Source organism: Saccharothrix sp. 6-C (assembly GCF_016695385.1).
GTDB lineage: Bacteria > Actinomycetota > Actinomycetes > Mycobacteriales > Pseudonocardiaceae > Actinosynnema > Actinosynnema texasense.
Genome location: NZ_CP064192.1, coordinates 4,208,073 through 4,231,248, shown reverse-complemented (window position 1 = coordinate 4,231,248; position 23,176 = coordinate 4,208,073). Strand labels below are relative to the sequence as shown.

Below are 23,176 nucleotides of genomic sequence, written 5' to 3'. Positions count from 1 at the left end.
GCCGGGTCCGACCGGCCGGCACGTCACCCGATTGTCGAGGTTTGCCGGATCACGAAGCAGGGAACCGGTACCAGGCCGGTGTCCGCCGGCGTTCCGATTCGCGGACGGCACTGCCGTGATGGGCGAGGGGTGGAATGGGTCTGCAGATTGCCGATGGCGGCGTGGTCGTGTCGCTCAAGCGGCTGGGGTCGGCCTCGGTGCTGGTGGTGCGAGGCTGTGTCGACACCGGGACGGTCCACGTGCTGCAAGAGCGCCTGGCCGGCGTGGCGGGGGCTCCGGGTGGCGTGGTGGTGGACCTGAGCGACGTCTCCTTCTTCTCGTCGGCCGGCGCGGCGGCGCTGGCCGCGGCGAGCCGGAGGGGCGGGCTGCACGTGGTGGTGACGCCGATGGTCCGCCAGGTGCTGGACGCGGCGGGGGTGGCCGACTCGCTGCACCTGCACGACTTCCCCGCGGAAGCGGAAGAGGCGGCCACGGCCGGCGCCTCGCGGCACCTGCTGCTGGTGGGCTGACGACCTGCCCTGCCGTGCTCCGCCGGGGCACGGCAGGGCAGGTGTTGCCTTGACGCCAGCGTCAACGCCTACGGTCGGCGTGCATGAGGACCGCCCGATGAAGTTCGCCGTCAGCTACAGCACGCCGTACTTCGGCGTGGACCCCGACCGGCTCGTCGCCCACGCCCGGCACGCGGAGGAGTGCGGCTTCGAGGCGCTGTACCTCCCGGAGCACATCGCGGTGTACCCCGGCGCGGCGGTCGGCGGGCACGAGATCCCGCCGGGGCTGCCCTACGCCGACCCGCTCGACTGCCTGGCCTTCGTCGCCTCGGCGACCCGGCGGATCCTGCTCGGCACGGGCGTGCTGCTGCTGCCCTACCACCACCCGGTCGTCCTGGCCAAGCGCCTGGCGACCGTCGACGTGCTGTCGAAGGGCCGGATGCGGCTGCTGACCGTGGGGCTGGGCACGTTGCCGGGCGAGGCGAGGGCGATCGGGGTGGACTTCGGCACGCGCGGCCGCCGCGCCGACGAGGCGATCGACGTGCTGCGGTCGCTGTGGGCGGGCGGCGAGGAGGGCGTGGGCTTCTCGGGGGAGTTCTTCGCCTTCGAGGACCTGTGCAGCTTCCCGAAACCGCTCGGGGTGGCGCACCTGCCGATCCACGTCGGCGGTTCGAGCCGGGCCGCCGCACGCCGCGCCGGCCGCCGCGGTGACGGGTACTTCCCGGGCGGGGCGCTGACACCCGACGAACGCGCGCTCCAGTGGGACCTCGTGCGGGCGACGGCGGTCGAGGCCGGTCGTGACCCGGCCGCGCTGGACTACACGAGGTGGGGCTCCATCGGGATGTCCACGGACACGGCGGCGGCGTTCGCGGCGCAGGGCGTGACCCGGGTCGTGGTGAGCGCGACCAGCGCGGACCCCGGTGAGCAGCGGGACCAGTTGTCGGCGTTCGCGGAGAGGTTCGGCCTCCCCGGCCGGTGAGGACGTCCGGCGCGGCACGTGACGACCATTCGTGCCACGCGTCGCCGGCCGTTCGCAGCAGGCGCGCACGGCGGATGGCGACGACGCCGGACGCCCTTCGGCCGTGCCCGGTCACGTCCCTGCGACGCCGTCCTTCGGGCTGCCGCACCGGTCTGCCCCGCGGCGCCGAGCACCGTGTCACGCTCGGTGGTCGGATCTCAACCCTGCGGAGGTTTCGATGAAGCGCAAGGTCTTCGCGGTCAACGGGGTGCTGGGCGCGGTGGCGCTCACCACCGGTCTGCTGGTCGGCGCGCCACCGGCGGGCGCCGCGGCGGGCGACATCAAGCTCGCCGCCGCCGGCACGGCCGTGCCGGGGCACTACCTGGTGGTGCTGAAGGACGAGGTGAGCACCCAGGCCGCCGACCTCACCGCCAAGCACGGCGGCACGGTCACGGCCACGTGGCGGCACGCGTTGCGCGGCTTCGCCGTCAGCGCCAGTGAACGGGAAGCGAGAAGACTGGCCGCGGACCCCGCCGTGCGGTCCGTCAGCGAGGACGGCGTGGTCGAGGCGGTCGACACGCAGCCGAACCCGCCGTCGTGGGGGCTCGACCGCATCGACCAGCGCGACCTGCCGCTGAACTCGTCCTACAGCTACGACACGGGCGCGGCGAACGTGCGCGCGTACATCCTCGACACCGGCATCCGGACCACCCACTCGACGTTCGGCGGCCGGGCGTCGTGGGGCTACGACGCGGTGGACGGCACCAACACCGACTGCAACGGTCACGGCACCCACGTGGCGGGCACCGTCGGCGGCAGCCAGTACGGCGTCGCCAAGGCGGTGCAGCTGGTCGCCGTGCGCGTGCTCAACTGCGCGGGCTCCGGCACGTTCGCCCAGGTGATCAGCGGGGTCGACTGGGTGACCGCGAACGCGGTGAAGCCCGCGGTGGCGAACATGAGCCTCGGCGCGCCCGCCTCCGCGGCCACCGCGCCCCTGGAGGCGGCGGTGCGCAACTCCATCGCCTCCGGCGTCACGTACTCCCTGGCGTCCGGCAACTCCAGCGCCGACGCGTGCGGCTACAGCCCGGCGCTGGTCCGCGAGGCGGTCACGGTCAACGCCTCGACCATCACCGACGCGCGGGCGTCGTTCTCCAACTACGGCACGTGCACCGACATCTTCGCGCCGGGCCTGAACATCACCTCGTCGTGGCACACCAACGACACCGCCACGAACACCATCAGCGGCACCTCGATGGCCGCGCCGCACGTCGCGGGCGCCGCCGCGCTGTACCTGGCCACGCATCCCGGTGACGCGCCGGCGACCGTCCAGGCCGCGCTCGTCAACGCCTCGACGCCGAACAAGATCACCGACGCGGGCGCGGGCTCGCCGAACCGCCTGCTCTACACGGGCGCCACGACCGGCGGCCCGTCGACCGTCACGGCGATCCGCTACGTCGGCGGGCGCGGCGACCACCTCACCTCGGTCACCGGCGCGCCCTCGGGCTACGTGGTCGAGGCGTCCCTGGGCCGACTCCTGACCGGCCAGGCCGCGGGCACCCACCCGCTGTACCGCTGCTCGATCGGCTGGGACAACTTCACCTCGTACGACGTGAACTGCGAGGGCCAGACCCGCGTCGGCCTGCTCGGCTACGCGCACGACGGCCAGGTCGCCGGCAGCCACCCGATCTACCGCTGCCTGGTGCGGAACAACGGCGACCACATGGAGTCCTACGACTCGAACTGCGAAGGCCAGATCACCGAGGGCAACCTGGGCTACTTCCTCGACTGACCGACGACCGCCCGGCGATGACCGGGCCGTGACCACGCCCTCGGCGGTGACCCGGACCCCGGGCCACCGCCGAGGCGGGTGTCAGACCGCGGCGGCGAACTGGGCCGCGTAGAGGCGGTGGTAAGCGCCTTCGGCGGCCATCAGCTCGTCGTGGCTGCCCTGCTCCACGATCTGCCCCGACTCCATCACCAGGATCACGTCGGCGTCCCGGATGGTCGACAGCCGGTGGGCGATGACGAAGCTCGTCCGCGACGACCGCAGGGCCGCCATGGCGTGCTGCACCAACGACTCCGTGCGGGTGTCCACCGAACTGGTCGCCTCGTCCAGGATGAGCAGCGACGGGTTGGCCAGGAACGCCCGCGCGATGGTCAGCAGCTGCTTCTCGCCGGCGCTGACGTTGGTCGCCTCCTCGTCGATGACGGTGTCGTACCCGTCCGGCAACGTGCGCACGAACCGGTCCACGTAGGTGGCGCGGGCCGCGGCGATGATCTCCTCCTCGGTGGCGGCGGAGTTGCCGTAGGCGATGTTGTCCCGGATCGTGCCGCCGAACAGCCACGTGTCCTGCAGCACCATGCCGGTCTGCGACCGCAGGTCCTCCCGCTTCAACGCGGTGATGTCCACCCCGTCCAGCGTGATGCGGCCCGCGTCCAGCTCGTAGAACCGCATGATCAGGTTGACCAGCGTGGTCTTGCCCGCGCCGGTCGGGCCGACGATGGCGACCGTCTGCCCCGGCTCGGCGACCAGGGACAGGTCCTCGATCAGCGGCTGCTCGGCCCGGTAGGAGAAGCTCACGTGCTCGAACTCCACCCGGCCCCGGCGCTCGGCGGGCAGCGACGCCTCCGCCGGGTCCGGCTCCTGCTCCTCGGCGTCGAGCAGCTCGAACACCCGCTCGGCCGACGCGACGCCGGACTGCATCAGGTTCGCCATCGACGCCACCTGCGTCAACGGCTGGGTGAACTGGCGGGAGTACTGGATGAACGCCTGCACCTCGCCCAGGCTCATCGAGCCGGACGTGATGCGCAGGCCGCCGACCACCGCCACGGCCACGTAGCTGACGTTCGACAGGAACATCATCATCGGCATGATCAGGCCGGACACGAACTGCGCGCCCATCGCCGAACCGAGCAGCTCGTCGTTGCGGCGCTTGAACTCCGCCTCCGACTCGCGCTGCCGGCCGAAGACCTTGACCAGCTGGTGGCCGGTGAACGCCTCCTCGATGTGCGCGTTCAACGCGCCGGTGTGCTTCCACTGGGCCACGAACAACGCCTGCGACCGCTTGCGGATCCGCCCGGTCGCCACCACCGAGATCGGGATCAGCAGCAGTGCGATCAGCGTCAGCAGCGGCGAGATGGTCAGCATCATCACCAGCACGCCGATGACCGTCAGCAGCGACGTGAGCAGCTGGCTCAGCGTCTGCGTCAACGTGGTCGACACGTTGTCGATGTCGTTGGTGACGCGGGACAGCAGCTCACCGCGGGGCTGGCCGTCGAAGTAGCGCAGCGGCAGCCGGTGGATCTTGTCCTCGACGTCGGAGCGCAGCCGGAACACGAAGCGCTGCACCACGTTGTTCAGCACGCGGCCCTGCCACCAGCCGAACAGCGACGAGACCAGGTACAGGCCCATCACCCACATCAGGACCTCGGCGAGCGCGGCGAAGTCGATGCCCGCCCCCGCCGTGCCGCGCATCCGGCCCAGCACGCCCTCGAAGATGATGTCGGTGGCGTGGCCGAGGATCTTCGGCCCGGCCACGGAGAACGCGACGCTGATGACGCCGAGCACGACCACGGCCAGCAGGGCGACCCGCTCGCGGCGCATCCGCGCGACGAGCCGGCGCGCGGACGGGCCGAAGTTCTCCGCCTTGCCCATCGGCATGCCCATGCCGGGCATGCCGCCGCCCATGCGGGGCGGTGGCGGGGTGGCGGGACGGGGAGGGGTCGTGGTGCTCATGCGGCCTGCTCCGAGGTCAGCTGCGACTCGACGATCTCCACGTAGGTGGGGCACGAGTCCAGCAGTTCGTGGTGGGTGCCGATGCCGACGACGTTGCCGCCGTCGAGCACCACGATCCGGTCGGCGTCCAGGATCGTGGACACGCGCTGGGCGACGACGACCACGACCGCGTCCCGCGTGTGCGGTCGCAGCGCGGCGCGCAGCCGCGCGTCGGTGGACAGGTCGAGCGCCGAGAACGCGTCGTCGAACAGGTAGACGTCCGGCTTGCGGACCAGCGCGCGGGCGATGGAGAGCCGCTGCCGCTGGCCGCCGGAGACGTTCGTGCCACCCTGGGCGATCTCCGAGTCGAGCCCGTTCGGCATGGCCTCCACGAAGTCCCGCGCCTGGGCGATCTCCAACGCCTCCCACAGCTCCTCGTCGGTGGCGTCCGGTTTGCCGTAGCGGAGGTTGGACGCGACCGTGCCGGTGAACAGGTACGGGCGCTGCGGCACCAGCCCGATGCGCGCGCACAGCGTGTCGGTGTCGATCTCGCGGACGTCGGTGCCGTTGACGAGCACACCGCCGCCGGTCACGTCGATCAGCCTGGGCACGAGGTTGAGCAGCGTCGTCTTGCCGGTGCCGGTGCTGCCGATGATCGCCGTGCGGTGACCGGGCTCGGCGCGGAAGCTGATGTCGCGCAGCACCGGCTCGTCCGCGCCCGGGTAGCGGAACTCCGCGCCGCGGAACTCCACCGAGACCCGCGTGGGCAGGTCGAGCAGCGGCGCGGCGGGCGGCAGGACCGACGAGTCGGTCTCCAGCACCTCGTTGATCCGCTCGGCGCTCACCGCGGCACGCGGGATCATCATCGAGATGAAGGTCGCGAACATGACCGCCATGAGGATCTGCATCAGGTAGCTCAGGAACGCCGTCAGCGCGCCGATCTGCATCTCGCCGGTGTCCACGCGGAACGCGCCGAACCACAGCACGGCCACGCTGGAGGCGTTGAGCAGCAGCATCACCACGGGGAAGATCAGCGCCTGGAGCCGGCCGACGCGCAGCGTGGTCTCCGTGAGCGCGCCGTTGACGTCGGCGAAGCGCTGGGTCTCGGCGCGTTCCCGGACGAACGCCCGGACCACGCGGATGCCGGCCAGCTGCTCGCGCAGCACCCGGTTGACCTCGTCGATGCGCTCCTGCATCTGCCGGAACTGCGGCACCATGCGGATCACGATCAGGCCGACCGCGATCGCCAGCGCGGGCACGCAGACGACCAGCAGCCACGACAGGCCGACGTCCTCGCGCAGCGCCATGACGATGCCCGCCACGCACATGATCGGCGCGTTGACCAGCATGGTGCAGCCCATCACCACGAGCAGCTGGACCTGCTGCACGTCGTTGGTGGTGCGGGTGATCAGCGACGACGGGCCCAGCGTGGCGACCTCGCGCGCGGAGAACTCGCCGACTCGGTGGAAGACGGCCGCGCGCACGTCGCGGCCGAAGCTCATCGCCACCCTCGCGCTGAAGTAGACCGCGCCGATCGAGGAGAGGATCTGGATGACGGACACGCCGACCATCCAGCCGCCGGTGGACAGGATGTAGCCGGTGTCACCGGCGGCGATGCCGAAGTCGATGATGTCGGCGTTGAGGCTCGGCAGGTACAGCGAGGCGACGGTGCCGATCAGCTGTAGCACGAGCACGACCGTCAGTTCGCGTCTGTACGGCCGCAGGTGGGTACGCAGCAAGCGGCTGAGCAACGGTTTCCCCCATAAGAAACGGATCGTGTCTAACGTGTGCGAAGATAGACCCGCGCGATAAGAAACGCAAAGTATCTAAAGGCTCGGTAAAGGCTTGGTCCGGTGGCGGGTTCGTCGGCGGGTTCGGTGAAGGGGCAGGAGCAGGGTGACGGTGGTGAAGTCGCGCCGACGTGGGGCGCAGCTGGAGCAGGCCATCCTGGACGCGGCCTGGGCCGAGCTGCGCGAAGTCGGCTACGCGCGGTTCACCATAGAGGCAGTGGCCACCCGGGCGGGAACGAGCAAACCGGTCATCTACCGGCGCTGGGGCGGTCGGGCGGAGCTGGTGCTGGCCGCGTGGTTCCGCAACCTGCCGGTGGAGCCGGAGACCCCCGACACCGGGACCCTGCGCGGCGACCTGCGCACCCTGTTCGGCCGCATCGCCCGCCGGGCCGACTCGATGATGAACGAGATGGTGGCCGGGGTGATGGGCGAGGCGTTCCGGCACCCCGAGGTGGCGGCGCTGCTGGGCGAGCGCCTGGCCAACCCCTCGCCGCTGACCGACGCCGTGCGGACGATCGTCGACAAGGCGGTGGCCCGCGCCGAACTGCCACCGGTCGACGTGCCGCACCGGGTCCAACGGCTGCCGCTGGACCTCATCCGCAACGAGTCGATGACCTGCGGGGCGCCGCTGACCGAGGAGGCCGTGGCGTCACTGGTGGACGACGTGTACGTGCCGTTGCTGCACGGTTTGGCGGCGCTTCGGCAGGACGGCTGATCAGCTTCGGGTGACGCGGGCCAGGGCGCCGGTCTCCAGGGCGATCCACAGCGCGCCGTCGGGGCCCACCGCGATGCCGTGCGGTTCCGAGTGGTCCGCGGGCAGCGCGTGCGACTCGACGGAGCCGTCGGTGGTGATCACGCCGACGCGGTTGGCGCCCCACTCGGTGAACCAGAGGTCGCCGCGGCCGTCCGCGACGATGGCGTGCGGGCGTGCGGCGGGGTCGGGGAGCGGGAACTCGGTGACCTCGCCGTGAGTGGTGATCCGGCCGATCCGGCCGGCGGCGATCTCCACGAACCAGAGGGCGTCGTCCGGGCCGGCGCAGAGGCCGACCGGTCCCGCCGCGCCCGCGGGGAGCGGGTGGACGGTGACGTCGCCGGCCGCGGTGATCCGGCCGATGGCGTCGGCCTGGTTGAGCGTGAACCACAGCGCGCCGTCCGGGCCCGAGGTGATGCCCGAGGGGAACGCGCCGGTGAGCGGCAGCGGGAACTCCGTGATGTCGCCATCGGTGGTGATCCGGCCGATGCGGTCGGCGTTGGCCTCGGTGAACCAGAGCGCGCCGTCCGGACCCGGCGTGATGCCGTAGGGGCCGCAGTCCGGGGTGGGCGGCGCGAACTCGGTGATCTCGCCGCCGGTGGTGATCCGGCCGATCCGGTGGGCCTGGTACTGGGTGAACCAGAGCGCGTCGTCCGGGCCGGTGACGATGATCGTCGGCCGGCTGTCGGGGTCGAGGTCGTGCCTGGTCGGCGGCTCGCCGGGCACCAGCCGGCCGATCCCGCCGGCTGAGACGAGGGTGTACCAGAGCGCGTCGTCCGGGCCGGTGGCGATCGCGTACGGGCCGCTGTCGCGGTCGGCCACGACGTGGGTCTCGACAGTGGGTGGCATGCGGGTCGTCCAACTCCTGGAACTCGGTTCGTGCGCGCACGTGTACGCAGCGTCCGACCGGGGTAGTCCCGGCTGGCCGTGTGCACGCGTGTCTACACGGTAGGTCGGCTCCGGTCGACCGGGTCAGACTGGCGCGGAACGTTGAGCAAACCAGCCTCCGCGCCGGTCTGACCACCCTTTTCCCCTCGCGCCGCCCACCCGCTCAGCCGGACGCGCAGGTCAGGTCCGGGTCCGGGACGGACGGGCCGTTGGCGGTGAAGCCGAACGTGGTCGAGCCGTCGACGGGCAGCTTGCCGTTGTGGGCGGCGTTGACCACGGTCACCGAATCGTCGTCGAGGGTGAGGCCGCCGTTCCACAAATTGCTGATCGCGTGGCCGTCCGGGCGCGGCCAGGTCACCGTCCACGAGCTGAGGGCGCGGCCACTGGTGTTGCGCACCGTCACGTGGGCCTGGTAGCCGCCCGGCCAGGAGTTGGTGATCCCGAAGCGGGCGGTGCACGCGGCCGGCGTGGTGGCTGTCGAGCTGACGGCGGCGCTGGTCGTGGCGGTGGCGGTGCTGCTGCTCGTCGTCGTGGTCGCGGTGGTCGAGTCGTCCGGGGCCGGTTCGGCGTTGCCGGCCGGGTCCGTGCGGGACAGCGAGTCGCCGATCACGATGCCCGTCGCGACCAGCACGACGGCGCCGGCGACGAGGGCGACCCGACGCCACGGCACGCGGCGCGGCGCGGGCAGCGGGCGGGTGTCGCCGTTCTGCGCGGCGTCGGGCTCGGGCCGGGGCTCACCCGGCAGCGGTCTGCCCTCCATCACCGCGCCGAGGAGGCCGTGCAGCTCGGCCATCGTCGGCCGCTCGGCCGGGTCCCGGCGGAGCACGCGTGCCAGGACGTCGCCCAGCCGGCCGGAGAAGCGCATCGGCGCGACCTCGCCGTCCGCGATCCGGCGGAGCAGGGCGTACGGGTTGTCGGTCGTGCCGAACGGCGGGTGGCCCTCCATCGCGGCGTAGAGCGTCGCGCCCAGTGAGTACACGTCGGAGGCGAACACCGCCTCCTGGCCCGCGGCCACTTCCGGCGCGAGGAACGCGGGGGTGCCGACGACCACCCGCGCGTCGGTCACGGTGTGCTCGCCGATCGCCCGGGCGATGCCGAAGTCGGCGATCTTCGCGGTGCCGTCCTCGCCCAGCAGGATGTTGAACGTCGTGACGTCCCGGTGCACGATCCCGTCGGCGTGGGCGGCGGCCAGCGCGGACGCCACCTGCCAGCCGACGCCGGCCACCAGCTCCTCGGGCAGCGGGCCGCGCTCGTCGACCAGCTCGGCCAGCGTCTTCGACGGCAGGTACTCCATCACCAGGCAGGGCTTGCCGCCGTGCTCCACGACGTCGTGCACGGTGACGGCGTGGGGGTGCCGCAGCCGTGCGGCCACCCGGCCCTCCCGGACGATCCGCTCGACCGCGCTCGGCGAGTCCGCCGCGTTGAGCAGCTTGACCGCGACCGACCGCCCCAGGCGCTCGTCGCGCGCTCGCCAGACGGCGCCGGCCGCCCCGCGCCCGACCAACTCGACCAGCCGATACCGCCCGGCGATGACCTCGTCCCGTTCCGACACAGCCAGAAGCTACTTGTCCGACCGGTCGGTCGGCCACCTCCGCGGCCTCGCCGCGACGCGACCCGTTCGCCGATCCGCACCCGCCCGGGGCCGGTTGCCACCCGCGTCCGACCACCGTCGAACAATGCTTTTCCGAGCGGTCACGCAAAGCTAGATATCGCTCGGGCTTCACGCCTACGGGTCGGTGTTTCACCGTTTCGTGCAAGAACATGGCTGATCAGGGCGTTGTAGGCTCGTGATCGAATTCGGTCGAGTGCCCTGCGTCGAGGAGATCGAACAATCGACGGAGCAGTTCTGGGCGTCATCCCGGAAACCGTTCGCTGATCCGCACCGGTGAAGGACAACCCACCATGACCAACCTCAGCCGACGTCGGCTCGTCGCCATCGGCCCGGCCCTCGCGGTCGCGCTCGCGCTCGCCGCGCACGCCGTGCTGTTCTCCGGCGTGTTCATCCCCTTCTGGATGATCGACCTCGCGGTCTACCGGGGTGCGGGCCAAGCCGTCCTGGACGGCCAGCGGCTCTACGAGACCGGTTTCCACAACGGCATGCTGTTCACCTACCCGCCGTTCGCCGCCGTCGTGGCGGTGCCGGTGGCGTTGCTGCCGGTGGTGGCCGCGCAGTTCACCTGGACCGCCGTCGGCTACCTCGCGCTGAGCGCGTCCGTCTGGATGGTCCTGCGGCTCACCGGCACGACGACCGCCCGGCGGAACACGGCCCTGCTGGTGGCCGCCTGCACGGCCGGCGCCTCGCTGCTGGCGCCCGTGCAGCTCAACGTGCTGCTCGGGCAGGTCAACCTGCTGCTGATGGCGCTGATCCTGCTGGACTTCCTGCCGGCGCTGCCCGAGCGCTACCGGGGCATCGCCACCGGCATCGCCGCCGGGATCAAGCTCACGCCGTTGTTCTTCGTCGCCTACCTGTTCTTCACCGGCCGCCGTCGCGCCGCCTGCCAGGCCCTCGCCGCGTTCGCCGCCACCGTGCTGGTCGGGTCCGCCCTCCTGCTCGCCGACTCGCGCGCCTACTGGTTGCAGGGCGTCTTCTTCGACACCACGCGCATCTCGCCGAACAACCTGGTGGTCAACTACTCGCTGGCGGGGTTCTTCGCGCGCCTGTCCGCCCAGGGGACCGCGCCGGCCTGGGCGCTGGCGGTGAGCGCGGTCGTGGCGGTCGCGTGCCTGGCCGGGGCGGTGTGGGCGCACCGTCGCGGTCACGACGTGGTCGGGCTCCTGGTGATCGCCTTCGGCGCGCAGCTGGTCTCGCCGATCACGTGGGTGCACCACGGCGTGTGGGTGGTGCCCGCCCTGGTCTGGCTGGCCACCGCCACGTGGCGGCGTGCCACCGTGCTGCCGCGGGTGCTCCTGGTCCTGGGGTTCGCGTGGTACGCGACGCCGCTGTGGATCATCGGCATGCGCGGGCCGTCCGACGACCTGCCGTTCAGCTTCACCCCTCTGGGCAACCTCTTCGTCACCCTCACCGGCATCGTCACGCCCGCCGCGATCGTGATCGCCCTGCTGCCGGTGTGGTTGCCGAGGCTGCGCCCGGCCCGGATCGGACCGACGGAACCCGGGTCGGCCGAACCCGTGCACGTGGCACCGGCGGACATCGTGCCAGTGGGCGTCGCGCCGGTGGACGCCGTGCCGGAGCAGGCCGAACCGCAGCAGGCACGACCACAGGCCACGCACAGGAGCTGAAGCCGTCGCGCGGTGGGCTCAGCTCACCGCGCGACCACCAGCAGCCCCGCGTCGAACAGCCACTTCGCCGTCGCCTCGGCGTGCCGGGCGGGCAGGTGGGCCGACCAGGTGCGGAGCAGGTCGGCGAGGGACGCGCTGCGCTCGACGCAGTCCAGCAGCGGCGCCAGCTCGGCGCCCCCGACGTGGGCGACGGGCGTGGCCAGGGCCGGGTGGGTCAGCGCCCGGCGCATCGTGACCAGGTCTCCCACCGGGCACGGGGTCGGCACGACGACGGCGTCGGGGGAGAGCCGGACCGGGCGGTGCAGGTGCTCGGGGGCCAGCGGGGTGGGCGGCGGGATCAAGGGCGGCGGGGTCCGGGGTGGCGGGGTGGCCCGGCGACGCCAGAACGGTCGGTCGCGGTGGGGGCGGTGGCGGTCGTAGTGGGCGGCCGTCCACGTGGTGTGGCGGGTCGCGGTCCGGTCCCGGCTGTCGCGGTAGAACGCGAGGGCGGCGACCCGGTCACCGTCCGAGAGGACGGTGTGGACGGTGACCGCGGCGGCCAAGGCGCTGTGCAGCGCGCTGTCCACTCCGGACGACGTCAGCGGGTCGAGGGTGAAGGCCGCTTCTCCGATCTTGACGCTGTCCTCGGTGACGGGGTCGTCGTCGCGGTAGGCCGTGGCGTCGCAGACGGCGACGTCGAGCGACGCCGGGCGGTCCGCGAACAGGCCGGTGCTGTCCAGCAGCCGGTGGTAGAGGCGGTCCGGGCGGTGCGCGCGCAGGAGCTCGGCGTCGGTGAACGCCATGGCGCGGAACGTGCCGTCGGGCAGGGGCGCGCCCCAGCACCAGGTCTGCGGTCCCGTGCCGATCCGGGTCGGGCCGGCCCCGTGCCAGACGGCGTGCAGGGCGAGGGTCCTGGGTCCGGCGGCGGTGGTCGTGCCGCCCGAGACGCGGTGCCGCCCGCTCGCGTCGACCAGGAACCGGGCGTGCAGCGTCCCCCCGGCCAGGGGGATGTCCCAGCCCGCGCCGGTGCGCTTGGGGCGTCCGGCGCGGGACGGTTGGCGGACCTCGACACCGGCGGCCCGCGCGGCGGCCAGGAGGGCGTGGTCGAACCGCCCCCGGTCGACGGTGGCGGCACGGGGATCGGGGGCGACCAGGCGGGTCGTGGCGTCCTCCCAGCGCACCAAGGCGCCCGTGGACGGCAAGGCGTCGTCGAGGGCGTGCCCGAGGTCCAGCACGTCGAGCAGCGGCCGGACACCGGGCGACAGCGCCTCGCCCACGTGGGGGCGGGGGAACGGTCGGCGTTCCAGCAGCACGACCCGGTGGCCGAGGCGCGCCAGGCGCAGGGCGCACGCGGAACCGGCCGGGCCGCCGCCGATCACGCAGACGTCCGTCATCCGGTGAAGTAGTCCGGGCGCGCGGCGAGCAGGCGGCTGTAGACGGTCAGGCAGTGGTGCAGCCAGCCCCGGATGTAGTCGCAGGCGGGCCGACCGCGGCGGATCACCTCGTGGTGGCAGCCGCCGCCGCACAGGTACCGGGCCCAACAGCCGTTGCACGGTTCCTGCCGGTGCACGTGGCGGTCGGTCAGCCAGCGGGCGCGCTTGACGTCGTCCACCCCGGTGGTCAGGTCGCCCATCGCGCCGTCCTCGTCGCCGACGAACCGGTGGCACGCCGAGAGGTCGCCGTCGGCCGACACGCCGAGGTAGCCCGCGCCCGCGCCGCACGGGTAGGGCCGGTGCGTGCCGCGGTGGATCTCCCGCAGCGCGGTGGCCAGGTTGGTGAACGGGTAGCGCTGCCCGGCGAGGACCCGGCGGAGGAACTCCTCGCCGCACGCGGTCATCTGCTCCAGCATGACCTCGAGGTCCGCCGACGCCATCTCGCCCTGCCCGGTGGGGGAGCTGAGCATGGGGGAGAAACCGACGCCGTGGAACCCGGCGGCGGTGAACTCGTCCAGCGTGCGCGGCAGGTCCAGGTTGAGCGGGGTGACCGTGACGCGGGCCGAGACCTGCATCCGGCGCTGCATCGCCAGCAGGGGCGCGACCCGGTCCATGACGCGCCGGTAGCTGCCGCGCCCGTCGCGGTGCGGTCGCAGCAGGTCGTGGCGCGCGCCGACGCCGTCGAGGCTGACCGTGACCGCGAAGCCGTGCGCCTCGAAGAACTCGCCGTCCTCGGGCGTGAGCAGGGTGCCGTTGGTGGTGATGGAGAAGGTGACCGGGATGCCGGTCCGCCGCGACACCGTGACGGCGTACCCGGTCGCGGCGCGCACGACCGGTCGGTTGATCAGCGGCTCGCCGCCGAGGAACGCGAGGTTGACGCGCTCACCGGGGGCGGCGTCGCGGAACAGGGTGTCCACGGCGGCGAACGCGGTCGCTTCCGGCATGTTCTTGGCGGGCCCGCCGAAGTCGCCCTGCCGGGCGTAGCAGTAGGTGCAGCCGAGGTTGCACTTCTGGGCGACGGCCAGCGACAGCGCCCGCACCGGCGGCGGATCCGGCGCGAGGTCGTCCACCTGGCGCGGCGCGTCGAGGCCGAGGTCGGCCAGGAGCACGTCCATCGCCCGCGGGTCGGGGTCGCGGCGCGCGGCGTCGATCCGGTCGTAGAGGGCCCGGCCGACGCCGAACAGGCGGCTGCCGTCGGCGACGAGCACGCGCGGCCCGGCGTCGGTGTCGAGCAGGTGGACGTCGGGGTGGACGGGGGTGGACGCCTCGAACAGCCGGCTCGCGGTCATCGGTCCTCCTGCTCGGCTTCGAGGTGCTCGGGCGCGTCGTTGCCGCCGACGATGAACCGCAACCTGCCCTGCCAGTCCTGGAACAGGTCGTCGTAGCTGACCAGCCGGGAGTCGTCGCGGCCGTCGAGCACGTACACGCGCGGCTCGCGGTCCTTGGCGAACCAGTGGTTGCCGGTGCTGGTGCCCGCGGCGGTGTCCTCGACGTTGACGTAGTCCGGCCGGCTGGCGGCCCAGTAGTAGCAGGCGCACTCGCGGTAGTCGTTCTGCCAGGGCGAGCACAGGCCGCGGGTCAGATCGCCCGGCCCGGCCATCTCCTCGGCGATCACCGCGAGCGGGTCGCCGGTCTCCGCGCTCCTCGCGAACAGCGGCCTGACCTCCAGCTCCACCACCTCGAAGCCGGGGTCGGGCAGCGCCGCGGGCTTGCCGACCGGGTTCGGCGCGGGACCGCTGGTGAACAGGCACGGCACGCTCCGGCCCACGTGCTCGGCCAGCACGTCGGCCAGCGAGTTCGACCACTCCAGCATGGTCACGCCGTCCGGGTTGGTCGGCGTGGTCAGCGGCCAGGACCCGGCGCCGGGACGGGTCGGGCCGACCAGGCCGCCGATGACGTCGTGGCCGGCGACGGTCAGCAGGCGGCGGCCGACGAGCCGTTCGTGCCCCGGGTCGGCGGCCACGACGTAGTTGTCGGACTCGTGCAGCTCGATGCCGACCAGCAGCCTGCGCCAGATGTTGCGGATGTCGAACTCCAGACCGGGGAAGGCGTTGGAGATCGCCGACTCCGGCAGCGTGCTCGGCGGGTTGCCGGCGGCTCGGTAGTGCAGTTGCGCGGTGAGGTTCATCGGGTCGATGTGATCGTCGCTCATCGCGGCACCTCGGGGTCGTCGGTGTCCTGCCGGAAGATCGCCTGCCGGGCCGCCAGGCGGACGAGGTCGACCTGGCGGCGGGTCAGTGCCAGTGACCGGCCGTCCGCGCCGCGCATCAGCGCCGGCATCTTGCGCCTGCCCTTGGCGGTCAGGTCACCCACCTCGTCGTGGTCGCGCAGCACGTCGGCGAACCACGGCGCGGTGCCGCTGCGCAGGGCGGCGAGCACGTTCTGGTGCAGGGCGAGGACCGCGGCGGTGTCCACCAGGGACGGCGCCATGATCGGCTCGAACAACCTCCCGGTGTCGGCCGTGTCCTGCCGCACCATCGTGCTGGCCGCGTCGACCCGCCCGTCCACCGTGTTGCCGTTCATCACCTCCGTGTTCATCAGCCGCACCGTCTCGGTGGCCCGGCGCAGCACCTCCTCGGCCAAGGCGCGGGCCTGCTCCAGCGTGTCGCCGGCGGTGGCCCTGGGCCCGGACAACGCCTGGTCGAGCTCGTCCGCGACGGTCCGGATCGGGACGGAGTCCGGCGCGTAGGCGGGCGGGCCCGCGCCGATGCGGCCGAACGCGGTCAGCTCCCGGCCCGAGACCTCGAGCTTGACGTGCACCAGGCCGTCGCACTCGTCGTCCAGGTAGCCCCGGCTCACCCAGGAGCCGTTCGGGCCGTCGTCGCCGGCGTAGATCTGCGCCGGGATCGTCAGCCGCGGGTCGCCCGCCTGGTCCGCGTGACCGCGCCACGTTCCCTTGGTGGCGTCGTAGAGGAAGTCGACGACGTTCGGGTCGGGGTCGGTGGGCCGGTCGGTGTACGCGGAGCCGTAGACGTGGCCGCCGGCGGGGGTGAACCGCAGGCGGACACCGGGGAACCCGGGCGTCGGCTGGAGGTAGCGCGCGTGGCCCAGCGGCAGGGACCGGCCCTCGAGGAAGTTGGGGCACAGCCCGTTCAAGGCGTGCGCGGCGTGGTCGCTGAACCACTCCGTGTCGGCGTCGATCCGGTCCCGGTCGTCGTAGGTGCGGCGCTGGATCTTGTGGTTGCCGACCCGGACCCGCCACCGCACGTCGCCCGGCGTCAGGCCGTTGAGGCGCAGCAGGTCGAGGGTGAGGGGCCGCAGCACGTGGTCGTCGGTCAGCGCCCAGACCTCCAGGAACGGCGCGACGGGGCGGACCTTGCCCTGCCCGTCGGTGAACCGCAGCTCCCCGGGGGTCTCGACGCCGGTGATCGCGCCGGAGGTCCGGTCGACGCGGAACGTCGGCGCCGGGCGCAGCCGACGCGGCGCGAGCGGCTGGTCGGGGTCGGTCTCGGCGGTGTAGTTGTCCATCGGCTCGACGGCCGCCCCGAGCCGTCCGACGGCCAGCGGGGGCAGGACGCGCAGTTCCTCGATCGACGTCATCGCGTGCACCCCTTGCGGCTGAGGATGTGCTCGACCTGCTCCAGCGCCCGCTGGTCGGACTCGCGCAGCGCGACCAGGTAGGGGTCGCCGCCGCACGACGGGTCGGTGCTCAGCAGCTGGTCGGTGAGCAACCGGGAGGCCTGCACCAGATCGCGTTGCAGCAGCCAGCGGTCGTGGTCGTGGTGCGGCAGTTCGAGGCTGTAGGGCATCTCGAACGGCGGCCCGGCGCGCGGGCCGTCCGGCGCGTCCCGCTCCAGCGGCAGGTCCACCAACCGCCCGGCGAGCGCGCGCAGGTTGTACATCTCCGCGAACGCCCGGTGCACCAGCGCGCCGCGCCCGGTGAGCACGCCGCCGTTGTCGACCGGGCCGGCGAGCCGGAACGCGTGGGAGATGTCGGTGAGCAGCATCCGGTAGCGCAGGTTGAACAGGTGGCCCCACAGCGCCGTGACGGGGTCGGTGATCGGGCTGGTGGTCACCTCCGCGACGCCCAGCGCCGCCACCTCCGACTCGTCGAGCCGGTGCTCGGTCACCGGGTTCTGCGCGACCGGCCGCGACACCAGCGCCTGGTCGCCCTCGGGCCACGCGGTCAGCTCCTCGTAGATGCCCAGGAACCGGTTGAAGTGGGAGGTCTCGTCCTCGAGGTCCGCGTCCGGCGCTTCGCCCTGCTCGCCGATCTCGTGCAGCGCCCGGCGCGCCGAGTCCCGCGAGAACACGCCGAAGACCAGCAGCTCGGGCGACTTGACGTCCGGCACGTTCCCGGAGTCCTGCCCGCGTTCACCCCGCGTGTAGCCGCGGCCCCACTCGTCCCAGGACGCCTGGTAGGGCAGCGTCCCGGAGTGGAACGACTCGTCCGGCAGGAACTCCTCGTCCTTCAGGATCGCGTCGACCCGGCTGTAGAGCGCGCCCACCCGGTTGACGTACTGCCCGGTGGACTCGAAGGCCACCCGCTTGATCTCGTCGGCCTTCGGGCCGGACCACGTCTCGGGGCTCTCCGCGACCACGTAGGCGGCCAGCGACGTCGCGCTGAACGGGCGCAGCGTGAACGGGAAGGGGTAGAAGTCCGAGCCCCAGGGGTAGTCCTCGCGGTCGAGGTTGACGGGCGCGCCGAGCGCGGTGAGCAGGTTCTGCACCGTGACGAGGTGGCCCATCTCCTCCTTCGCGATGCCGAGGACGACCTCCTGCCACCGGCGCACGTCGTCCCGCCGCGCCTCGGGCACCTGCGGCCCGCCCATCGAGTAGGCGGCGAACAGGTACTGGACCATCAGCGAGTGCTCGATCTCGGCCGCGACGTGCAGCAGCATGACGGTGTAGTCGCGCCAGTTGAACTCCGGCGGCAGGACCGGCCGCTTCTCCTCCGCGCCGAGCGACCCCGCCACCGACAACGCCGCCACCGCCGGCGCCTGGTCCTCGAAGAGCTCCGGCACCACCGAAGCGAGATGCCTGTGCACCCTCGACCGCATGCCCTACCCCCGTCCCGCCCGACTGAAGGGCGCACGGGCGAGAGTGCCGGCGTCCGGACGCCCCGCGCCCCCGTCACGGCCGACGCCAGTCGAGCCGGTGAACCCCCTCATCCGGCCGGGGCACCCGTGCTGACGGACAGTCGCCGGCATCACCCGTCGGGATCGGCGAATGGGATGCCCGGCCGGGTCGGCGGCGGGATGGCCGGGGTCGCGTGGAGAGGGGGCTCGGGTCGTCTGTCCGAGGAAGAGTTCGACGACCCGAGGCCCGGGTGGACCGGAGCGTGGCCGGTCAGGCGCCGTTCGCGCCTGCCGGCAGCCCCGCCAGCGCCATGACGTGCGCGGCACGCCGGTCCGGACGCCAGAGGGCCAGGGTGGCGTTCTCCGGCTCGCGCCTCGGCCACGCGTCGGCGCCACCGGCGCCGAACGGACCGTCGTCCGCGGTCGACAGCATCACCCGCCGCAGCCGGTCGACGGTGCCGTCACGCGGTGGGTCCAGGGTGATGGACGCCGCGTGCGGTTTGCCGCCGCCCCAGCTCGGCCGCCGGTCGAGCAGCGAGGGTCGGGCGGACACGACCACCAGGAGCGGCACGGGGTTGTCCGAGTCCGCCAGGCGCTCCACCGCGTCGAGGACGTCCTCGCCCGCCAGGTGCACGTCGCGCAGCACCACCACCAACGGGTGGTCGCGGGCGACGAGTTCCACGAACCGCCGCCACGCCGTCAGCACACCGGCGTCCGGCGACGTCGGGTCGAACAGCGGCAGCAGCCGGGTCGCCAGCACGTCCGCCTCGGCCCGGTCCGCCGCGCACACGGCCGCCGCCAGCCGCGCCCGCACGGTGTCCGAGCCGTCCTCCGGCCGCGCACCGCAACACCGGCGGAGCATGTCCGCCACCGCGCCCGACGGCTCGCCGTCCACGACCCGGCTGTCCAGCACCCGGACGCCGTCGACCGAGCCGGCGAACCGGTCCAGGAACCCGTCGGGCTCGCCCAGCACCGTCACCAGGTGCGGCGCCTCGCGGCGCAGCGTCCGGTCCAGCAGCCCGCGCACCACGGCCAGCTCGCTGTCGTGCTCGTCGGCGTGGCCGCGACAACCCGTGACCTCCCACGCGCCGTCCGCCGTCTCCGTGCCGTGGAAAGACGCGCCGGCCAGCTCCCTGGTCCGCCGGCAGATCCACACCGCGCCCTCCGGCACCGACGACAGCACCTGGTGGCAGTGGTCGACCAGCGCGCCGTTCACCGTCGGCGGCGCGTCCGGCTCGGTCAGCACCAGCGCCTCACCGGTCGCCACCGCGATGTGCACGGCGAGGTCGCGGCTCATCCCGTCGGCGAAGCAGTCGCGCAGCGCCAACGCCGCCCGCACCGCCCGGGCCTCGTCGTCGCCCTGCGAGTACGGCCCGCCGAACACGGCCAGCGACGCCGAGCCGATGGACGTGGCCACCGTGCCGCCCAGCTCCTCGATGCCCGACCGCACCATCGTGGTCGCCGCGGCCAGCGCGTGGTCCACCACGGCGGGGTCGGCGCCGGTGACGCCGCGACGCGGCCGGACCCGCACCAGCGCCACGGTCAGGCGCCGCCGCTGAGCGCCCGACGACGTCCGGGGCGCCGGGATCGGCTCCACCGGCCGCAGGTGCCGCACCACGGCCCGCTCCCGTCCGGCGGGCAGCGCCAGCGAAGGGTCGTGCGTGAGGATGGCGTGCTGGAGCGCCTGCAGCGCCGGCCCGGGTTCCAGGCCCAGGTCGTCCACCAACGAGGTGCGCAGCCTGCTGTACACGGCGAGCGCGTCCGCGTGCCGCCCGCACCGGTACAGCGCCAGCATCAGCTGGCCGCACGAGCGCTCCCGCAGCCGTTCCGCCTCGACCATCGCCTCCAGCTCGCCCAGGACGGACTGGTGCCTGCCGCACGCCAGCTCCGCGTCGAAGTAGTCCTCCATCGCGTCGAGGCGGGCGTTCTCCACCACGGTCAGCTCGGGCCAGCAGATGCCGCTCTCCACGAGGTCGGCCAACGCCGCGCCGCGCCACGTGGCCAACGCCTCCCGCAGCACCTTCGCCGCCACCTCGGGCCTGCCCTGCTCGGCCCGGCCGCGCTCGGCGAGCTCGTGGAACCGGAACAGGTCGACCCGCGCCGGGTCCACCTGCAAGACGTACCCGGGCGCCTGGGTGGACAGCCGGGGCGCGCCCGGCCCGTCGCTCGACGACAGCGCGGCCCGCAGGCTCCACACCGCGTTCTGCAGCATCTTCCGCGCCGACGCGGGCGGGTCTTCCCCCGGCCACAGCGCGCACAGCAACTGGCTGGTCGGCACCACCTGGTTCGCCTTGAGCAGCAGGAAACCGAGCGTGGCACGCTGCTTGATGCCGCCGAGCGAGCTCGGTCGCCCGTCGTGCAGCACTTCCAACGGACCCAGTAATCGGAACTCCATGTTTGTTCCCCCAGCTGTTGTCGGACCGGCCGGAGCAGGTGTCCCGCCCCGGCCACCACGTCTGACGCGGCCTTGCCGAGTGAAACGTCAGGCGTTGCTCTTCTCCGCCACAGGCTCCTGGCCGGACGTCGAGGACGGGCGCACCAGCACCGCCGTCACCACCGCGATGGCCACCGTCGCCACCGCGCTGACCAAGCCGACGACGTTCAACCCCGAGGTGAACGCCGACCGCGCCGCCTCGACCACGTCCGCGCCGCCCACGGCGAGCGCGCCGGCCAGCGACTCCACCGCGTCGGCGGGCGTGCCCTCGGGCAGCTCGGACCGGTACACCGCGGTGCCCACGCTGCCCAGCACCGCGACGCCCAGCGCCAGGCCCAACTCCATGCTCGTCTCCGACATCGCCGCCGCGGACCCGGCCCGCGCGGGAGGTGCGGCGCCCACCACGAGTTCCGTGCCCAGCGCCATCATCGGTCCGATGCCGAGGTACACCACGACCAGCCCGATCACGGCCGGCGCGAGGCCGCCGGGACCGTCCACGAACGCCAGCAGCAGGTAGCCCGCCGCCGACACGACCAGCGCCGCCGCGACGAGCCGGCCCGCCGGGACCCGCCTGGCCAGCGCGGGCGCCGCCATGGACGCCACGATCATCGCCACCGCCGAGGGCAGCAGCCACAGGCCCGCGGCCAGCGGCGAGTGCCCCGCCACCATCTGCAGGTACTGCGTCACGAACATGTAGACCACGCCGACGACCGCCAGACCCACGAGCAGGGCCAGCAGCGCGCCCAGGAACGCGGGCCGCGCGAACAGCCGGACGTCCAGCAACGGGTCCGGCAGCGACCGCTGCCGGCGCACGAACACCACGGCGGCCACCAAGCCGACCACGACCGCCGCGACCGCACCCGCCTCGACGCCGTCCGACGCCACGACCTTGAGCCCGTAGATCACCGGCAGGATCGCCGCCAGCGACAGCAGGACGCTCACCAGGTCGAGCCTGCCCGGCTGCGGGTCGCGCGACTCGGGCAGCAGGATCGGCGCGGCCACCAGCAGCAGCACCATCACCGGCACCGCGAGCAGGAACACCGAGCCCCACCAGAACAGCTCCAGCAGCGCGCCGCCGATCAGCGGACCCGCCGCCACACCCGCCGAGAAGCAGGCCGCCCACACGCCGATCGCGGCACCGCGTTGACCGGGGTCGTGGAACATGGTGGTGATCAGCGCCAGCGTGGAGGGCATCAGCGTCGCGCCCGCGATGCCGAGCAGGGCCCGCGCGCCGATCAGCAGCGCCGGGTCGGTGGCGTAGGCGGCGGCCACCGACGCCACGCCGAACGCCAGCGCGCCGATCATGAGCAGCTTCCGGCGGCCGATCCGGTCGCCGAGCGTGCCCATCGTGATCAGGAATCCCGCGATCATGAACCCGTACACGTCGATGATCCACAGCGTTTCCGCGCCGCTGGGACGCAGGTCCGCCCCCAGGTGCGGCAACGCCAGGTAGAGCACCGTCGCGTCCACCGACAACAGCAGGGTCGGTAACGCGAGCACGGCGAGCCCGAGCCACTCCTTGGCCCCGGCCCGTTCGGTGCGTTCCATGTGCTTCCCCTTCCAGTTCCAGGCAAGTGAGCGTGCTCAGTCGGAGTGCGGGTCGCGCAGCACCTCGATCAGGCTCGCGAACCCGTCACCCGCGTGGCCGCGGCGGATCGCCTGCTCCACCCGCGCGAGCAGGAAGCGCGGCAAGCCGTCGTCGACCCCGCCCGCGCGGCTCGCGGCGAGCAGGCGCTCGACCACCACGGCCTGGTGGCCGAGCGTCGTGCCGGGGTACTCGCCGAGGTCCACGCCGGCCGTCAGCTCGGGCACCGAGCCGACGACCCGCCGCAGCCACCGCGTGGCGTGCGGCAGGAAGTCGGTGGCGGCCAGGTGCTCGGTCGACACCAGCGAGAGCCCGTGCAGCAGACCGGCCCACGCGCTCCACATCACACCGAGCAACGCCACCTCGTACAGCGCGGGCAACCCGACGTCGTCGCCCAGGTAAGTGCAGGTGCCGCCCAACGCGGCCAGCGTCGGCTCGTGCTCCTGGTACAGCTCCTTCGGACCTCCGTAGAACGTCAGCGTGGTATCCGCACCCAGCTCTTCAGCGGTCGTGAGGATCGCGCCGTCGAGGTAACCGACGCCCCGCGACGCCGCCCAGGAGGCGGTGTCGCGGGCCTCTTCCGCAGTGCCCGCGGTGAGGTTCACGAGCACCCGGCCGGTGGTGTCGCCCAGCGAGTTGACGATCTCCCGCATCGCGCGGTGATCGACCACGCGAACGACCACCATCGGACTCGCCGACACGGCTTCCACCAGCGTCGCGGCGCGGATCGCGCCGTTGGCCGCCGGCTCGTCGGGGCGTTGGTGGGAGCGGTGCCAGACCGTCGTCCGGTGACCCGCGTCCACGAACGCCCGGGTGAGCGCCGAACCCATCGGCCCGAGGCCGATCACCGTCACAGGCGAACGGTCGCCCGCCGTCATCTCCGCCCTCCTCATCATG

General features: G+C 73.0%; 17 protein-coding genes. 5 read left to right on the top strand and 12 right to left on the bottom strand.

Annotated features, from left to right (window positions below):
* Positions 1-134 precede the first annotated feature (134 nt).
* The 3 genes from IOD16_RS17920 (at position 135) to IOD16_RS17910 (ending at position 3,235) form a co-directional block, all read left to right on the top strand.
* Positions 135-509 (top strand): STAS domain-containing protein, encoded by a 375-nt coding sequence (locus tag IOD16_RS17920; protein WP_201440948.1) that lies wholly within the window; start codon positions 135-137, stop codon positions 507-509.
* Positions 510-606: 97 nt separating this feature from the next.
* The gene (locus IOD16_RS17915) at positions 607-1,467 is read left to right on the top strand and encodes a TIGR03619 family F420-dependent LLM class oxidoreductase (protein WP_201440947.1); all 861 of its coding nucleotides are present in this window, start codon (positions 607-609) and stop codon (positions 1,465-1,467) included.
* A gap of 217 nt (positions 1,468-1,684) precedes the next feature.
* The gene (locus IOD16_RS17910; protein ID WP_201440946.1) at positions 1,685-3,235 is read left to right on the top strand and encodes a S8 family peptidase; all 1,551 of its coding nucleotides are present in this window, start codon (positions 1,685-1,687) and stop codon (positions 3,233-3,235) included.
* 81 nt (positions 3,236-3,316) lie between these two features.
* Here the strand turns inward: IOD16_RS17910 and IOD16_RS17905 are convergent, their stop codons facing one another.
* A complete protein-coding gene (locus IOD16_RS17905) occupies positions 3,317-5,182 on the bottom strand; it encodes an ABC transporter ATP-binding protein (RefSeq protein ID WP_123741771.1) in 1,866 nt (621 codons plus the stop codon).
* The gene (locus IOD16_RS17900; protein WP_123741770.1) at positions 5,179-6,912 is read right to left on the bottom strand and encodes an ABC transporter ATP-binding protein; all 1,734 of its coding nucleotides are present in this window, start codon (positions 6,910-6,912) and stop codon (positions 5,179-5,181) included. The genes IOD16_RS17905 and IOD16_RS17900 overlap by 4 nt, the downstream gene beginning before the upstream one ends.
* A gap of 145 nt (positions 6,913-7,057) precedes the next feature.
* Here IOD16_RS17900 and IOD16_RS17895 point away from each other — a divergent pair, with 145 nt between their 5' ends.
* Positions 7,058-7,666, top strand: a complete 609-nt coding sequence (locus tag IOD16_RS17895) for a TetR/AcrR family transcriptional regulator (RefSeq protein WP_123741769.1) — start codon at positions 7,058-7,060, stop codon at positions 7,664-7,666.
* Here IOD16_RS17895 and IOD16_RS17890 read toward each other — a convergent pair whose 3' ends face one another.
* Entirely contained in the window at positions 7,667-8,551 is an 885-nt protein-coding gene (locus IOD16_RS17890) for a Vgb family protein (protein WP_201440945.1), read from the bottom strand. It lies immediately after the preceding gene.
* A 202-nt stretch (positions 8,552-8,753) separates the two neighbouring features.
* Positions 8,754-10,142 carry a protein kinase domain-containing protein gene (locus IOD16_RS17885; RefSeq protein WP_201440944.1) on the bottom strand — a complete coding sequence of 463 codons (1,389 nt, stop codon included), beginning with the start codon at positions 10,140-10,142 and terminating at the stop codon, positions 8,754-8,756.
* 350 nt (positions 10,143-10,492) lie between these two features.
* Between IOD16_RS17885 and IOD16_RS17880 the strand changes: the two genes are divergently transcribed.
* Complete coding sequence (locus IOD16_RS17880) at positions 10,493-11,830, top strand: glycosyltransferase 87 family protein (RefSeq protein WP_201440943.1); 1,338 nt, start codon at positions 10,493-10,495, stop codon at positions 11,828-11,830.
* 23 nt (positions 11,831-11,853) lie between these two features.
* On the opposite strand, the gene qhpG is transcribed toward IOD16_RS17880, so the two are convergent.
* The 8 genes from qhpG to IOD16_RS17840 form a co-directional block, all read right to left on the bottom strand.
* Positions 11,854-13,203 carry a flavin-dependent monooxygenase QhpG gene (gene qhpG / locus IOD16_RS17875; RefSeq protein ID WP_201440942.1) on the bottom strand — a complete coding sequence of 450 codons (1,350 nt, stop codon included), beginning with the start codon at positions 13,201-13,203 and terminating at the stop codon, positions 11,854-11,856.
* Positions 13,200-14,531, bottom strand: coding sequence for a radical SAM/SPASM domain-containing protein (locus IOD16_RS17870; RefSeq protein WP_201440941.1), 1,332 nt, complete (start codon positions 14,529-14,531; stop codon positions 13,200-13,202). Before IOD16_RS17870 ends, qhpG begins: the two co-directional genes overlap by 4 nt.
* Entirely contained in the window at positions 14,528-15,394 is an 867-nt protein-coding gene (locus tag IOD16_RS17865) for a hypothetical protein (RefSeq protein WP_123741763.1), read from the bottom strand. The genes IOD16_RS17870 and IOD16_RS17865 overlap by 4 nt, the downstream gene beginning before the upstream one ends.
* Positions 15,391-16,782 carry a hypothetical protein gene (locus IOD16_RS17860; protein ID WP_201440940.1) on the bottom strand — a complete coding sequence of 464 codons (1,392 nt, stop codon included), beginning with the start codon at positions 16,780-16,782 and terminating at the stop codon, positions 15,391-15,393. Before IOD16_RS17860 ends, IOD16_RS17865 begins: the two co-directional genes overlap by 4 nt.
* Positions 16,779-18,206, bottom strand: a complete 1,428-nt coding sequence (locus tag IOD16_RS17855) for a ferritin-like protein (RefSeq protein WP_201440939.1) — start codon at positions 18,204-18,206, stop codon at positions 16,779-16,781. The genes IOD16_RS17860 and IOD16_RS17855 overlap by 4 nt, the downstream gene beginning before the upstream one ends.
* Before the next feature lie 325 nt (positions 18,207-18,531).
* Positions 18,532-20,655, bottom strand: a complete 2,124-nt coding sequence (locus IOD16_RS17850; RefSeq protein WP_201440938.1) for a BTAD domain-containing putative transcriptional regulator — start codon at positions 20,653-20,655, stop codon at positions 18,532-18,534.
* A gap of 87 nt (positions 20,656-20,742) precedes the next feature.
* On the bottom strand, positions 20,743-22,242 hold the full coding sequence (locus IOD16_RS17845; protein WP_201440937.1) for an MFS transporter: 1,500 nt from the start codon (positions 22,240-22,242) through the stop codon (positions 20,743-20,745).
* Positions 22,243-22,278: 36 nt separating this feature from the next.
* Positions 22,279-23,133: an NAD(P)-dependent oxidoreductase gene (locus IOD16_RS17840; RefSeq protein ID WP_201440936.1), complete on the bottom strand. Its 855-nt coding sequence runs from the start codon at positions 23,131-23,133 to the stop codon at positions 22,279-22,281.
* Positions 23,134-23,176 lie beyond the last annotated feature (43 nt).